General features: G+C 62.9%; 11 protein-coding genes. All 11 read left to right on the top strand.

All coding sequences use genetic code 11. The features are described from left to right. The first annotated feature begins 3 nt into the window (after positions 1-3). A complete protein-coding gene (locus CKW15_RS08830; RefSeq protein WP_095057410.1) occupies positions 4-543 on the top strand; it encodes a chemotaxis protein CheW in 540 nt (179 codons plus the stop codon). A 138-nt stretch (positions 544-681) separates the two neighbouring features. Continuing rightward, positions 682-2,742, top strand: coding sequence for a methyl-accepting chemotaxis protein (locus tag CKW15_RS08825; protein ID WP_095057411.1), 2,061 nt, complete (start codon positions 682-684; stop codon positions 2,740-2,742). A 37-nt stretch (positions 2,743-2,779) separates the two neighbouring features. Further along, positions 2,780-8,782 (top strand): Hpt domain-containing protein, encoded by a 6,003-nt coding sequence (locus tag CKW15_RS08820; protein ID WP_095057412.1) that lies wholly within the window; start codon positions 2,780-2,782, stop codon positions 8,780-8,782. Continuing rightward, positions 8,775-9,233 (top strand): chemotaxis protein CheW, encoded by a 459-nt coding sequence (locus tag CKW15_RS08815; protein ID WP_095057413.1) that lies wholly within the window; start codon positions 8,775-8,777, stop codon positions 9,231-9,233. Before CKW15_RS08820 ends, CKW15_RS08815 begins: the two co-directional genes overlap by 8 nt. A gap of 218 nt (positions 9,234-9,451) precedes the next feature. Beyond that, a complete protein-coding gene (gene mdcA / locus CKW15_RS08810) occupies positions 9,452-11,122 on the top strand; it encodes a malonate decarboxylase subunit alpha (RefSeq protein WP_095057414.1) in 1,671 nt (556 codons plus the stop codon). Further along, positions 11,122-11,994, top strand: a complete 873-nt coding sequence (locus CKW15_RS08805) for a triphosphoribosyl-dephospho-CoA synthase (protein WP_095057415.1) — start codon at positions 11,122-11,124, stop codon at positions 11,992-11,994. Before mdcA ends, CKW15_RS08805 begins: the two co-directional genes overlap by 1 nt. Beyond that, positions 11,994-12,293, top strand: a complete 300-nt coding sequence (locus CKW15_RS08800; protein WP_095057416.1) for a malonate decarboxylase subunit delta — start codon at positions 11,994-11,996, stop codon at positions 12,291-12,293. Before CKW15_RS08805 ends, CKW15_RS08800 begins: the two co-directional genes overlap by 1 nt. Then, positions 12,286-13,137, top strand: coding sequence for a biotin-independent malonate decarboxylase subunit beta (locus tag CKW15_RS08795; protein WP_095057417.1), 852 nt, complete (start codon positions 12,286-12,288; stop codon positions 13,135-13,137). Before CKW15_RS08800 ends, CKW15_RS08795 begins: the two co-directional genes overlap by 8 nt. Next, the gene (gene mdcE, locus CKW15_RS08790; protein WP_095057418.1) at positions 13,134-13,937 is read left to right on the top strand and encodes a biotin-independent malonate decarboxylase subunit gamma; all 804 of its coding nucleotides are present in this window, start codon (positions 13,134-13,136) and stop codon (positions 13,935-13,937) included. The genes CKW15_RS08795 and mdcE overlap by 4 nt, the downstream gene beginning before the upstream one ends. Further along, positions 13,931-14,551: a malonate decarboxylase holo-ACP synthase gene (locus tag CKW15_RS08785; RefSeq protein WP_095057419.1), complete on the top strand. Its 621-nt coding sequence runs from the start codon at positions 13,931-13,933 to the stop codon at positions 14,549-14,551. Before mdcE ends, CKW15_RS08785 begins: the two co-directional genes overlap by 7 nt. Then, positions 14,548-15,459: a malonate decarboxylase subunit epsilon gene (gene mdcH / locus CKW15_RS08780; RefSeq protein ID WP_095057420.1), complete on the top strand. Its 912-nt coding sequence runs from the start codon at positions 14,548-14,550 to the stop codon at positions 15,457-15,459. Before CKW15_RS08785 ends, mdcH begins: the two co-directional genes overlap by 4 nt. The last annotated feature ends 45 nt before the right edge of the window (positions 15,460-15,504 follow it).

Raw genomic sequence — 15,504 nt, 5'->3', positions numbered from 1 at the left:
CCCATGAACGAATCGCTGACGGCTTTCGAGCTGCTGCTGCAGATCGACCAGCGCTGTCGTTTGCTGGCGGCGGACTTGCCGTCCCAGCCGACTCGACGGGACAGTTGGAGCGGCATCGGTTTTCGCCTGGGCGAGCACTGGTACGTGGCTCCCATGAGGGAAGTCTGCGAGGTGCTGCACGAACCACGCTTCACTCAGCTGCCGGGGGTCAAACCCTGGGTCAAGGGTGTCGCCAATTTGCGCGGACGCTTGCTGCCGATCATGGATCTGGGGGGCTTCTTCGGGCATGAGCAGTCGGCGGCGCGCAGGCAACGGCGGGTGTTGGTGGTCGAGCATGAGGATGTGTTTGCCGGGCTGATGGTCGATGAGGTCTTCGGCCTCCAGCACTTTGCCCAGGACAGCCTGGAGCCGGTGTCGGCAGATGATTTGCGGGGGCCGATGTCGACGTTCGTCAAAGGGCGTTTTCAGCGTGAGCAGTGCTGGCAGGTGTTCAGCCCGTTTGCGTTGGCGCAGTCCCAAGGGTTCATGAACGTCGCGTTGTAACTGCGACCCTTGTAGGAGCGAGCTTGCTCGCGATGGTGGATCAGTCGACACCCATGTGGCTGACATCCATCGCGAGCAAGCTCGCTCCTACAGGGATTTCGGCAAGCTGCGCAAGTGTGGGTTAACAGGCGAGTACCGATGACAAAAGCAAAAGCAGGCAAGCCAATGGAAGGGTCGCGCAGCCGGTCGCAGATTATCGTGCTGTTCATCGCGCTGATCATCTTCATCATGCTGCTGTTCGCCAACTTCGCGTACCTCAACACCCAGGCCACCTACGATAAACAGTACATCGGCCACGCCGGCGAGCTGCGCGTGCTGTCCCAGCGCATCGCCAAGAATGCCACCGAGGCTGCCGCCGGCAAGGCCGCTGCATTCAAATTGCTTAGCGACGCGCGCAACGATTTCGCCTTGCGCTGGGGTTATCTGAAGAAGGGTGACCCGTCCACCGGCCTGCCTCCGGCACCGTCCGCCGTGCGCCCTGAAATGCGGGCCGTGCAGCAGGACTGGGATCGCCTGCTGAAAAACACCGACGCCATTCTCTCCAGCGAACAGACCGTGCTGTCGCTGCATCAAGTCGCTGCGACACTGGCCGAAACCGTGCCGCAGTTGCAGGTCGAGTACGAAAAAGTCGTCGAGACCCTTTTGCAACGAGGTGCGCCCGCCGCGCAGGTGGCGATGGCCCAGCGTCAGTCGTTGCTGGCCGAGCGGATTCTGGGTGCGGTGAACACCGTGTTGTCCGGCGACGAAAACTCGCAACAGGCCGCCGACGTCTTCGGCCGTGATGCGGCGCAGTTCGGCAAAGTGCTCAACGGCATGCTCCAGGGCGACCCGGCGCTCAAGGTCAGCCAGGTGGAAGACCGCGATGCCCGTGCGCGGCTCCAGGAGATTTCCGAGCTGTTCGAATTCGTCTCGGGCTCGGTGGATGAAATCCTCGAAACTTCGCCGGAGCTGTTCAAGGTCCGGGAGTCGGCGACCAATATTTTCAGCCTGTCGCAAACCCTGCTCGACGAAGCCTCGCAGCTGGCCGGTGGTTTCGAAAACTTCGCCGGCGGACGCGACACCCATACCATCGGCGGCTATGTGCTGGGCTTGGCGGCGCTGATGTCGATCATCCTCATCGGTCTGGTGATGGTCCGTGAAACCAATCGCCAACTGCGCGAAACCGCCGAAAAAAACGAGCGCAACCAGAACGCGATCATGCGCCTGCTCGATGAAATCGAAGACCTGGCCGATGGCGACCTGACGGTAACAGCCTCGGTGACGGAAGATTTCACCGGCACCATTGCCGACTCGATCAATTACTCCGTGGACCAATTGCGTGATCTGGTGGCGACCATCAACCTCACCGCTGGCCAGGTCGCCGCTGCCGTGCAGGAAACCCAGGCCACCGCCATGCACCTGGCCCAAGCCTCGGAACATCAGGCCCAGCAGATTTCCGAAGCGTCCACGGCGATCAACGACATGGCCGAATCCATCGACCAGGTGTCGGCCAACGCCGCTGAATCCTCGGCGGTGGCCGAGCGCTCCGTGGAAATCGCCAACAAGGGCAACGAGGTGGTGCACAACACCATCCACGGCATGGACAACATTCGCGAGCAGATTCAGGACACCGCCAAGCGCATCAAGCGTCTGGGTGAGTCCTCTCAGGAAATCGGCGACATTGTCAGCCTGATCGATGACATTGCCGATCAGACCAACATCCTCGCCCTCAACGCCGCGATCCAGGCTTCCATGGCGGGCGATGCCGGGCGCGGTTTTGCCGTGGTCGCCGATGAAGTGCAGCGTCTGGCCGAGCGCTCGTCGGCCGCGACCCGGCAGATCGAAACCCTGGTGCGGGCAATCCAGACCGACACCAACGAAGCGGTCATCTCCATGGAGCAGACCACCACCGAGGTGGTGCGCGGCGCGCGACTGGCGCAGGATGCCGGGGTGGCCCTGGAAGAAATCGAAGGCGTCTCCAAGACCCTGGCGGCGCTGATCCAGAGCATTTCCAATGCCGCACAGCAGCAGACAACGTCGGCCGGGCAGATTTCCCTGACGATGAACGTGATCCAGCAGATCACCACACAGACGTCGTCTGGCTCCTCCGCCACGGCCGAGAGCATCGGCAACCTGGCGAAAATGGCCAGTCAGTTACGCCGGTCGGTGTCCGGCTTCACCTTGCCGGCGGCCAAGGCGCAGGTTGTGGATAAAGCTTGAACCGCCCATGGGTATCTGAATTGTGATTGGAGTGGTTATGGGTGATCGGCACGACTATGTGGCCCTGGAGTGGGTCAAAGGCGAGATTGCCGAAACGCTGAAGCAGGCTCATCACGCGATCGAAACCGTGCTCGATGACCCGCAGGCGACGCACGCGCTGGATGAAAGCCTTTCGTGCATCCATCAGGTTCACGGCAGTTTGCAGATGGTCGAGTTCTACGGCGCGGCCTTGCTCGCCGAAGAGATGGAACAGCTCGCCCTGGCCTTGCAGGACAATCGCGTGAGCCATCGCGACGAGGCGTTGCACCTGTTGATGCAGGCCTTGGGGCAATTGCCGATTTATCTGGATCGGATACAAGGCGCACGCCGCGATCTGCCGCTGGTTGTGCTGCCGCTGATCAACGATCTGCGCAGTGCCCGTGGCGAAAACCTGTTGTCGGAAACCAGTCTGTTCAGCCCACAACTGCCCGACTTACCGTCGCTGACGGATGAGGCGCTGGCACAGCTCGAGCCGGTGGATTTCCCCAGTGTGGTGCGCAAGCTGCGGCAGATGTTGCAGATGGCATTGGTGGGGTTTCTGCGTGAGCAGGACAGCGAAACCAACCTCGATTACCTGGCCAAAGTCTTCGCCCGCCTCGAAGGCGTGTCCGGCAACGCACCCTTGAGCCCGTTGTGGCAGATCGCTTCGGCGTTGGTCGAAGGCATGCGGAGCGGCGTGATCGCCAACAGCCCGGCACTGCGCAGTCTGTTCAAGGACGCCGACAAGGAACTCAAGCGCCTGCTCGAACAGGGCATGCGCGGCATCAATCAGCCGGCACCGCCGGAGTTGCTCAAGAGCTTGCTGTTCTACATAGCCAAGGCCGAACATCCCACCGGGCAGATGCTGACCATGAAAGAACGCTACTCACTGGACGACGCGCTGCCCGACAGCGCGATGGTCGATGAAGAACGCGCGCGGCTGGCCGGTCCCGACCGCGACGCCATGCGCTCGGTGCTGGCGGCACTCTGCGAAGAGCTGGTGCGGGTCAAGGAGCGCCTGGACCTGTTCGTACGCAGCGACCGCCAGCACACCTCCGATCTCGACAGCCTGCTGGCGCCTTTGCGGCAGATTGCCGACACCCTGGCGGTGCTGGGTTTCGGCCAGCCGCGCAAGGTCATCATCGATCAACTGGCGGTGGTGCTGAGCCTCGCCCAGGGCCAGCGTGCGCCGGATGACGCGATCCTCATGGACGTCGCCGGGGCGCTGCTCTACGTCGAAGCGACGCTGGCCGGCATGGTCGGCACCGTGGAACCCGAGAGCCAGGAAGACAGTCGCCTGCCGACCACTGACCTGACGCAGATCCACCAGATCGTGATCAAGGAGGCCCGCATCTGCTTGCAGCAGGCCAAGGACATGATCGTCGACTACATCGACGCGGACTGGGACTGCCAGCATTTGCAGGCATTGCCGGCCTTGCTGACTCAGGTGCGTGGCGCGCTGGCGATGATTCCGCTGAGCCGTGCGGCGAGCCTGGTCGAGACCTGCAATCACTTCATTCGCGAGCATTTGCTGCTTGAGCCGGGTCAACCGGGTTGGCAGGAACTGGACAACCTCGCCGACGTGATCACCAGCATCGAGTATTACCTTGAGCGTCTCAGCGATGACCCGGAAGCGCCTGGCGAAAGTGTGCTCGACGTCGCGGAAAAAGGTCTCGCGACCCTCGGCTTTTTCCCCAGCGAGCAACATGTACCGGTACTGGATGATGTGCTGAGCCCCAGTGAAGCGCAGTCCATGCAACTGATGCAGGAACTGGATGATCCGCAGCTCGTTCAGACCCTGGCCGACATGCTCGCCAGCCCGGTATCGTCGTTGAACCCTCCCGCGCTGAACACGCCGGGCAGCCTGTTGCCGCCTCCCGCCGGTGAGGAGCCGGTGGACGAGGAGCTGCGGGAAGTCTTCCTGGAAGAAACCGACGAAGTCCTGGAAATCCTTCGCGAATACCTGCCGCGCTGGTCGATCAACCCCGACAACCGCTCGGACCTCAGTGAACTGCGTCGCGCCTTTCATACGCTCAAGGGCAGCGGCCGGATGGTGCGCGCGCTGGTGCTTGGCGAGCTGGCCTGGGCGGTGGAAAACCTGCTCAACCGCGTGCTGGAGCACAGCGTCGAACCGGGTGCCACGGTGCAACAGCTGATCGGCGATGTGCTGAACCTGCTGCCGGGGCTGGTGGCCGAATACGCCGCGAACACCCAGCGTCAGCGCAACGATGTCGATCAGTTGGCCGCCCGCGCCCATGCCTTGGCCAAGGGTGCCGAGCCGGTGTCCGACGAGGACACGCAAGACGTGTCGGCGCTCGATCCGTTGTTGCTGGAGATCTTCCGCAAGGAGGCCGAAACCCATCTCGGCAGCCTTGACCGCTTCCTCGAGCAGGCCGCCGAACACGTGCCGTTGCAGGCCAGCGACGAGTTGCAACGGGCCTTGCACACCCTCAAGGGCAGCGCCTCCATGGCGGGTGTCCTGCCGATTGCCGAACTGGCGACGCCGCTGGATCAGTTGGCCAGGGAATACAAGGCGCATCGGATTGCCCTGGACCTGGACGAAGTCGAATTGTTGCTGGAAGCCGAAGGGCTGTTTCACTTGGGTTTGCGTCAACTCAAGCGCGATCCGCTGGCGACAATTCCTGGTGCCCAGCGCGTGATCGAGCAGGCCAGGGCCTTGCTGGCCGAACGTCTGGAAACCCACCTGAGCGAGCCAAACACCGGGCTGCGCCTCAAGCGTGATCCGCAGTTGATCAACAACTTCCTCGCCCAGGGTATGGACATTCTGCTGGACGCCGAAAGCCTGTTGGAGCGTTGGCAGCAACACCCCGGCGAGCGTCAGGAACTCAGCGCGCTGCTGGACGAACTGACCACCCTGGGCGAAAGCGCGCACCTGGCCGACCTGCATCCGGTGGATGAATTATGCGAAGCCTTGCTCGACCTCTACGGCGCTGTGGAAGAAAGCAGCCTGGCGGTCAGCGAACGGTTTTTCCAGGAGGCGCAGGGGGCCCACGAGGCGCTGATCAACATGCTCGACGAACTGGCCGCGGGCCAGGAAGTCAGCCCGCAACCGCAGCGGATCAGGGCTTTGCGCGACTTGCTCGATGAAGGCCTCGATCCATCGGCCATGGGCCTGATTCGCAGCGACGGCAGCCGCACCCTGAGCATCCGTGAATTGGGCGACGCCACAGCGGATCTGGCACGTTCCAATGTAGGAGCTGGCTTGCCAGCGATGGACGTCAGCGAAGTCGCGTTTCCATTGGAAGAACACGGTGCCGGTGAGTCCTTCGCTGGCAAGCCAGCTCCTACAGAGGGCCGAGCGGCCGGGCTGGACGATGAAATCGTCGAGATTTTTCTCGAAGAAGCGGTGGATATTCTCGAAAGCGCCGGCCAGGCCTTGCAACGCTGGCTGCGCGATCCGGACAACGCCGCGCCGCTGTCCTCCCTGCAACGGGACTTGCACACCCTCAAGGGCGGGGCGCGCATGGCCGAAGTCGGGCCGGTCGGTGACCTGGCCCATGAACTGGAGAGCCTTTACGAAGGCCTGGTCGATCGCCGCTACGCTTTCAGTAACGCGCTGGCCTTGCTGCTGCAACAGAGCCATGACCGCTTGGCACTGTATCTGGAACAGCTGCAACGCAATCAGTCCCTGAGCGGCAGCGAAGAGCTGATTGAGTCCATCCGCGCCTACCGTCAGGGGCACGCGGGCAACGCCGACGTGAGCGAACCCGCCGCCAGTAACGACTCGCCGGGCCATGATCCCGAGCTGCTGGAGATCTTCCTGGAGGAAGGTTTCGACATTATCGAAAGCTCAGGTGCAGCCCTGGCACGTTGGCAGGCGCAGCCTTCGAACCGTCAGGAAGTGGAAACCCTGCTGCGCGACCTGCACACCCTCAAGGGCGGCGCGCGGATGGTGGAAATCACCGCGATCGGTGATCTGGCCCATGAACTGGAGTTTCTCTACGAAGGCTTGTCCACCGGCATATTGCAGCCGACCCCACCGTTGTTTGCACTGTTGCAGCGCAGCCATGACCGGCTCGCCCAAATGCTCGATGCCGCCCGCGCCGGCGAGCCGATGCCACCGGCCGATCGCCTGATCGACGCAATCAAGAATTTCAGCCACCCGGCCGTGCCGCAAACATCTGTTGCACCCGCCACAGCAAAACCCGAACCGCTGGCACCGCAACAGGATGTCGGTGCGGACATGGTCAAAGTCTCGGCGGAGCTGCTCGATGATCTGGTCAACCTGGCCGGCGAAACGTCGATTTTTCGTGGCCGGATCGAACAACAGGTCAGCGATGCGCAGATCGCGCTGAACGAGATGGAAACCACCATCGAGCGGATGCGCGACCAGTTGCGCCGTCTCGACACCGAAACCCAGGGGCGCATTCTCAGTCGTCAGCACGTCGACGCGGAGCGTCTGGGCTACGAAGACTTCGACCCGTTGGAAATGGACCGTCATTCACAGTTGCAGCAATTGTCCCGCGCATTATTCGAATCCGCGTCCGACCTGCTCGACCTCAAGGAAACCCTCGATCGGCGCAATCAGGACGCGGAAAACCTGTTGCAGCAGCAGGGCCGCATCAACACGGAATTGCAGGAAGGCCTGATGCGCTCGCGCATGGTGCCGTTCGAGCGGATGCTGCCGCGTTTGCAGCGCATCGTCCGCCAGGTGGCCAGCGAGCTGGGCAAGGACGTGGATTTCATCGTCGATAACGCCGAAGGCGAGATGGATCGCAACGTGCTTGAACGCATGGCCGCGCCGCTGGAGCACATGCTGCGCAACGCGGTCGACCATGGCCTGGAGTCCGCCGAGGCTCGGTTGGCGGCGGGGAAACCGGCTAAGGGCAAGATCACCCTCGACCTGCTGCGCGAGGGCGGCGACATCATTTTCGACATCCGCGATGACGGCGCCGGTGTGCCGCTCGAAGCGGTGCGGCGCAAGGCGATCAAGCGCGGCCTGCTCGCCGCAGACAGTGTCATCAGCGATCACGACGTGTTGCAGTTCATCCTGCAACCGGGGTTTTCCACCGCCGAGAAAATCACCCAGATCTCTGGGCGCGGCGTCGGCATGGACGTGGTACACGAAGAGGTGCGGCAACTGGGTGGGACCATGAGCATCGATTCGGTGCCGGGGCAGGGCGTGCATTTCCGTATTCGCCTGCCGTTTACCGTGTCGGTCAACCGGGCGTTGATGGTGCAAGGTGGCGAGGATCAATACGCGATCCCGCTCAACACCATCGACGGTATCGTCCGCGTACTGCCCAATGAGCTCGAAGGTCATTACCGGCTCGATCCGCCAACCTACGAGTACGCGGGTCAGCGTTATGAGTTGGTTTACCTGGGCGAGTTGCTCAAAACCAGTCCCCGTCCGAAGCTGTTGGGCCAGAGCCTGCCGCTGCCGGTATTGCTGGTGCAGTGCAACGAACGGCACATCGCCGTGCAAGTGGATGCCATGGCCGGCACCCGCGAAATTGTGGTCAAGAGCCTGGGGCCGCAGTTTGCAGCGGTGCAAGGCGTGTCCGGGGCGACGATTCTCGGCGATGGCCGGGTGGTGCTGATTCTGGATTTGCTGGCACCGATCCGCGCCCTGCAAGCCCATGTGCCGCAACGTGCGTCGGGCCACGAGGTCGAGGCCGAGCCACAGCGGCCATTACTGGTGATGGTGGTCGACGATTCGGTCACGGTGCGCAAGGTCACCAGCCGTTTGCTCGAGCGTCATGGCATGAACGTGTTGACCGCCAAAGACGGCGTCGACGCCATGTTGCTGCTCGAAGAGCACATGCCCGACCTGATGCTGCTCGACATCGAGATGCCGCGCATGGATGGCTTCGAGGTCGCGACCCAGGTGCGTAATGACGAACGCCTGCAACACCTGCCGATCATCATGATCACCTCCCGTACCGGCCAGAAACACCGCGACCGCGCCATGGCCATTGGCGTCAACGACTACCTCGGCAAGCCGTACCAGGAATCGGTGCTGCTCGAAAGCATCGCCCTGTGGAGCAAAATTCATGCTTGAGCACCGCACCCGTCACCTCACCGGCCTGCTGCTGCCCCTGTCCGACCGCAACCTGATCTTGCCCAACGTCGCCGTTGCTGAACTGGTCGATTATCAGCAGGGCACGTTCGATCTGGACACACCGCCGTGGTATCTGGGGCGGGTGACTTGGCGCAACCGGCAGATTCCGCTGTTGAGTTTCGAATCGGCCTGTGGCCAGAAAACCGTGATTGGCGAGCGTGCACGCATCGTCATTCTCAATGCCCTTGGCGGTCGTGCGGATCTGAAATTTATCGCCCTGCTGGTGCAGGGCATTCCGCGCTCCTACAAGCTCGACAGTCAGTTGAGTTACGTGGACGTGCCGTTGTGTTCGCTGGAGCAGGCGGCGGTGCAAGTGGGGGATCAAGTGGCCAAGGTGCCGGATCTGTTGGCGCTTGAGGCGTTGCTGGTGGATGCCGGGTTGATCGGCTGATCGCGAGCAAGCTTGCTCCTACAGAGTTATCGGATGTACTCGGCATTGGCGTACAACCGAAATACCTGTAGGAGCTGGCTTGCCAGCGATGGGGCCGCCATGAACGCCGCCCATATTGATCGTTAACCTGAGCGTAACGATCCTCCACTCTGCTTGATTGATACGCCCCACCCAACGCTCCTAAGGTAGCTCCACGACAGCGAACCCGTGGAGTGGTCATGACAACAACAATATCCCCCGACTCGCGATGGACGCGGCGGCGCAGCGAAAAGCAGCGGCGTCTCGAGCTGGTGCGAGGTCTTGCCGACGGCGTGGTGTTTCCCACCGATAACATCGTCGCGGCGCTTGAAGCGCTGATTCTGCCCGGTGACCGCGTGGTGCTCGAAGGCAACAACCAGAAGCAGGCGGACTTCCTTTCCCGCTCCCTGGCCAAGGCCGACCCCGAGAAGCTGCATGACCTGCACATGATCATGCCCAGCGTCGGACGTTCCGAACACCTGGACCTGTTCGAGCGTGGCATCGCCCGCAAGCTCGACTTCTCTTTCGCCGGTACCCAAAGCCTGCGCATCAGCCAGTTGCTTGAAGACGGCCTGCTGGAAATCGGCGCGATCCACACCTACATCGAACTCTACGCACGGCTGGTGGTGGACCTGATTCCCAACGTTGTGCTGTCGGCCGGGTTCATGGCCGACCGCGCCGGCAACATCTACACCGGGCCGAGCACCGAAGACACCCCGGCGCTGATCGAACCGGCGGCCTTCAGCGACGGCATCGTCATCGTCCAGGTCAATCAGCTGGTGGACGACGTCAGCGACCTGCCGCGTGTGGACATTCCCGCCTCCTGGGTCGACTTCGTGGTGGTGGCCGACAAGCCGTTCTATATCGAACCGCTGTTCACCCGCGACCCTCGGCACATCAAGCCCGTGCACGTGCTGATGGCGATGATGGCGATTCGCGGGATCTACGAAAAACACAACGTGCAGTCGCTTAATCACGGCATCGGTTTCAATACCGCTGCCATCGAACTGATCCTGCCGACCTACGGCGAATCCCTCGGCCTCAAAGGCAAGATCTGCCGTAACTGGACCCTCAACCCGCACCCAACACTTATCCCGGCGATTGAAAGTGGCTGGGTCGAAAGCGTGCATTGCTTCGGCACCGAGTTGGGGATGGAGAACTACATTGCGGCGCGGCCGGATGTGTTCTTTACCGGGCGCGACGGCTCCCTGCGTTCCAATCGGATGTTCAGCCAACTGGCCGGGCAATACGCAGTGGACCTGTTCATCGGCGCGACTTTGCAAGTCGATGGCGACGGTCATTCCTCCACCGTTACCCGCGGGCGCCTGGCCGGTTTCGGCGGGGCACCGAACATGGGCCACGACCCGCGCGGTCGCCGCCACGGCACTCCGGCCTGGCTCGACATGCGCAACACCGATGTGGCCGAACCGATGCTCGAGCGCGGCAAGAAACTCGTGGTGCAGATGGTCGAGACCTTCCAGGAGGGCGGCAAACCAACCTTCGTCGAAACCCTCGATGCGGTCGATGTGGCGAAGAAAAGCGGCATGCCGTTGGCGCCGATCATGGTCTACGGCGACGACGTGACCCACCTGTTGACCGAAGAAGGCATCGCCTACCTGTACAAGGCGCGCTCACTGGAAGAGCGCCAGGCGATGATCGCCGCCGTCGCCGGGGTGACCGCCATCGGCCTGCGCCACAACCCCAAAGACACTGCGCGCATGCGCCGCGAAGGCCTGATCGCCTTGCCTGAGGACCTCGGCATCCGCCGCACCGACGCCACTCGCGAGTTGCTCGCGGCAAAAAGTGTGGCCGATCTGGTGGAGTGGTCCGGTGGCCTCTACAACCCGCCCGCCAAGTTCAGGAGCTGGTAATGCGCGCACTTAACCTGCAACCCAAAACCCTGAGCCTGGCCGAATGGCTGGCGGACCTGGCGGTGGACGCGCTGATCGACGAAGCTGATCTGTCGCCGAAACCGGCACTGGTCGACCGTCGCGGCAATGGCGCCCACACCGATTTGCACCTGGGGCTGATGCACGCGTCGGCGCTGTCCTTGTGGTCGGCCTTTAAGGAAATGGCTGAAGCCGCCATCGAGTGCGGCGAGATCGGCTTACCCCTGCGCGAAGCCGTGGGTCGCATCGGTCGCGAAGGCGAGCAAGCCATGCTCGACACCACCGGCGGGGTGAACACCCACCGCGGGGCGATCTGGGCCTTGGGCTTGTTGATCACTGCCGCGGCGCTGGAGCCTCAATCCTGCAGCGCCAATAGCGTGGCGTTACGGGCTGCGCGGTTGGCCCTGCTCGACGATCGTTTTGCTCCACGCCCGCTCAGTCACGGTGTGCAAGTCGCCCAACGCTACGGCGCTCGCGGCGCCCGTGAAGAAGCGCAACTGGGTTTTCCGGCGGTGACCCAACGGGCTCTGCCACAACTGCTGCGCAGTCGCGCCGCCGGCCATGGGGAACAGAACGCCCGGCTCGATGCGCTGCTGGCGATCATGACGAATCTGGCCGACACCTGCGTGCTGTACCGCGCCGGGGAAGAAGGCCTGCATACCATGCAATCCGGCGCTCAAGCGGTGCTCGACGCGGGCGGCACTGCCAGCCTCGCGGGCCGTCGCCGTCTGCATGAACTGGATCAACAACTCATCGCATTGAATGCCTCGCCCGGTGGTGCCGCCGACTTGTTCGCCGCCACTCTGTTGCTCGACCGTATCGAGCGCGACGGCATCCTTCAGGGAGCGTTTTGATGGAAACCTTATCCTTTGAATTCCCCGCCGGGCAGCCGCCACGCGGTCGTACCCTGGTGGGCTGTGTCGGCTCGGGTGATCTGGAAGTGCTGATCGAACCGGGTCAGGCCGGCAAGCTGACGATCAACGTACAGACCTCGGTCAATGGCAGTGAACAACGCTGGCACCATCTGTTCGCACGGATGTTCGACGGCCAGACGCCACCGGCGATGGACATCGATATCCACGATTTCGGCGCGACTCCCGGTGTGGTGCGTCTGCGTCTGGAACAAGGCTTCGAGGAGATCGGCCATGACTGACAGCGCATCCCTGCTCAACAAGCTCAGCTTCGTCGAACTCGGTGCGCGGCAACGGGCCAAGGCGTTGCTCGACGCCGGTACCTTCCGCGAGCTGCTCGACCCCTTTCAGCGGATCATGTCGCCGTGGTTGTCGCGCCAGGGCGTGGTGCCGCAAGCCGACGACGGCGTGGTGATCGCCAAGGGCAATCTCGACGGTTTGCCGGTGGTGATCGCGGCCATCGAAGGGGCGTTCCAGGGCGGCAGCCTCGGTGAAGTCGGCGGAGCAAAAATTGCCGGCGCACTGGAACTGGCCGCCGAAGACAACCGCAACGGCATCCCGACCCGCGCCGTGCTGCTGCTGGAAACCGGCGGCGTGCGCTTGCAGGAAGCCAATCTGGGCCTGGCAGCGATTGCCGACATCCACGCCGCGATTGTCGATTTGCAGCGGTATCAACCCGTGGTCGGTGTGGTGGCGGGCAGTGTCGGTTGCTTTGGTGGCATGTCGATTGCCGCCGGGTTGTGCAGCTATCTGTTGGTGACCCAGGAGGCGCGACTCGGACTGAACGGCCCGCAAGTGATCGAGCAGGAAGCCGGGCTTGAGGAATACGACTCCCGCGACCGGCCTTTCATTTGGAGCCTGACCGGTGGCGAGCAGCGCTTCGCCAGTGGCCTGGTGGACCGCTATGTTGCCGATGACGTGGCGCAGATTCGACAGCAGGTGGGTGAGTTACTCCAGCAAGGTTTGCCGGCGCAACCCCGTAGCCAACAGGTCGAGCTGTTCCTGCAACGGTTGGCGCATCTGGACGCCGAACCGCAAATCGAGCCGTCTGTGGTTCGCGATCTGTACCAAGGAGAACGCCCATGAGTTCGTATTCCCTGCGAGGCTTGAACTGGTTCAACGCCTTGAGCGCCGGGGCGAAAGCGGTCGAAGGTTTACCGGCTTCGCTGAAGGTCGCGGACGGTTCGCTGGGCGATCAGCCGGTGCGTTTCATTGCGGTGGTGGCCGATCCGGAAAACCGATTCGTCCGTGCACGCAACGGAGAGGTGGGCTTGCTCGAAGGCTGGGGCCTGGCCAAGGCCGTGGATGAAGTCATCGCCGCCGATCAGAACAAGGCACACAAACGCGCCCTGATCGCCATCGTCGACGTGCCGAGCCAGGCTTACGGTCGACGCGAAGAAGCCCTCGGCATTCATCAGGCACTGGCCGCTGCGGCGGACAGTTATGCCCGTGCCCGTCTGGCGGGTCATGCGGTGATCGGTTTGCTGGTGGGCAAGGCAATGTCCGGGGCGTTTCTGGCCCACGGCTATCAGGCCAATCGCTTGATCGCCCTGCGCGATCCGGGGGTGATGGTGCACGCCATGGGCAAGGCATCGGCGGCGCGGGTGACCTTGCGCAGCGTCGAAGAACTCGAAGCCCTGGCGGCCAGCGTGCCGCCGATGGCCTATGACATCGACAGCTATGCCAGCCTCGGTCTGCTGTGGGAAACCCTGTCGGTGGAACAGATCGAGCAGCCGACGGCAGCGGATCTGGTGCGGGTGACCGAGTGTCTGTATCAGGCGATTGGCGATGTGGCTGCTGGTGACCGTGATCTGAGCGGTCGTCTGGGGGCGGCCAATCGGGCGGCGTCGAGCAAGGTTCGCCAATTGCTGAGAGCGCAGTGGTGAGCACGCTATTGGCTCACGACCTGCTGTGGGGCATGACCCCGCAGCAGTTGCCTGTGGATGCGCCTGCCTGGGTGATCGAGTCGATCAGTGCCGGTCAGCCGGTGGTGGTCCGTCGCGCCTTGAGCGCGGCGGGGCAGGTGGCTGTGGGCGTGCGCGGTCCGTTGCGCGAACAGCGATTTGCCGCGTTGATGCAAGTCTCTTCCCTTACGCGGCGGGTGCGGCCTGAAGAGCTTCGCCATGTTCAAGGCCAGCGCGATTTCCCGGCGCTGCGGGCCTTGGCGCAACTGCGCTCGCACCTCGATGACAGTGGTTGGGTCTGGGGCGTCAGCGGCAGCGCCGGGTTCGAGTTGGCCAGTGGATTTGCCGCTTTGCACGAGGGTAGCGACCTCGATCTGATCCTGCGTACGCCGAGTCCGTTGAGTCGTCGCGACGCCCAGGCGTTGGTGGCCGTTCTTGATGCCGTCTTGTGCCGCGTTGACCTGCAATTGCAGACACCGTCGGGCGCCGTTGCCTTGCGCGAATGGGCCGGCACTTCGTCGCGGGTCCTGCTGAAAAGTGCCACCCAAGCCACGCTGGTGACTGATCCGTGGAATCCTCAGGAGCAAGCAGCATGAGCAGCTTGCTGGTGTTCCCCGGCCAGGGCGCACAACAACCCGGCATGCTCGCGCGTTTGCCTCGGGAAACGTTGAACGAGGCAAGCGACCTGCTCGGTGAAGATGTGACGCAGCTGGACTCTGCCGAGGCGTTGCGGTCGACGAGGGCGGTGCAGCTTTGCCTGCTGATCGCCGGTGTCGCCGCTTCACGCCAGTTGGCCATGGCCCCGGACTACGTGGCCGGCTTGTCGATCGGCGCTTACCCGGCAGCGGTGGTGGCCGGTGCCCTGGGTTTCAGCGATGCGTTGCATCTGGTCAGCCTGCGCGGTGAGTTGATGCAACAGGCTTATCCACAGGGCTACGGCATGACCGCAATCATCGGTCTGGACCTGGCCACCGTGGAAGGGTTGCTGGCCCGGGTGCACTGCGCGCAAATGCCGGTTTATCTGGCCAATATCAACGCCGATAACCAGCTGGTGATTGCCGGTAGCGACGCGGCGATGAAAGCGCTGGCAGAGTTAGCGAAAGGTTGCGGGGCTGGCCTGGCCAAACGTCTGGCAGTGAGCGTGCCGTCCCACTGCCCATTGCTTGAGGCGCCCGCACAACGGTTGGCCGAAGCCTTCGCTCTGGTGTCGCTGCACACCCCGAAAATCGGCTACCTGAGCGGCAGTCGCGCGCGACCGCTGATCAAGCCCGAAGCCTTGCGTGACGATCTGGCCTTCAACATGTGCCGCATCGTCGATTGGCGCGGCACGGTACAAAGCGCTTACGAGCGCGGTGTACGTTTACAGATCGAACTGCCGCCCGGTGCGGTGTTGACCGGGCTGGCGCGCCGGGTGTTCGAGCAGGGGACCGTGATTGCCTACGACGGTGCCCGGCTCGATACCTTGCAGGCGCTGATGCGTGAGGAGGGAAGTCGCCACTCTTAAATCCCCGACTTAAGGCATCGAACAACAAAAACAACATTCGAAATG

Source organism: Pseudomonas sp. Irchel s3b5 (assembly GCF_900187435.1).
Classification (GTDB): domain Bacteria; phylum Pseudomonadota; class Gammaproteobacteria; order Pseudomonadales; family Pseudomonadaceae; genus Aquipseudomonas.
The sequence above is the reverse complement of the archived record's forward strand: the minus strand, read 5'-3'. Positions and strand labels throughout refer to the sequence as shown.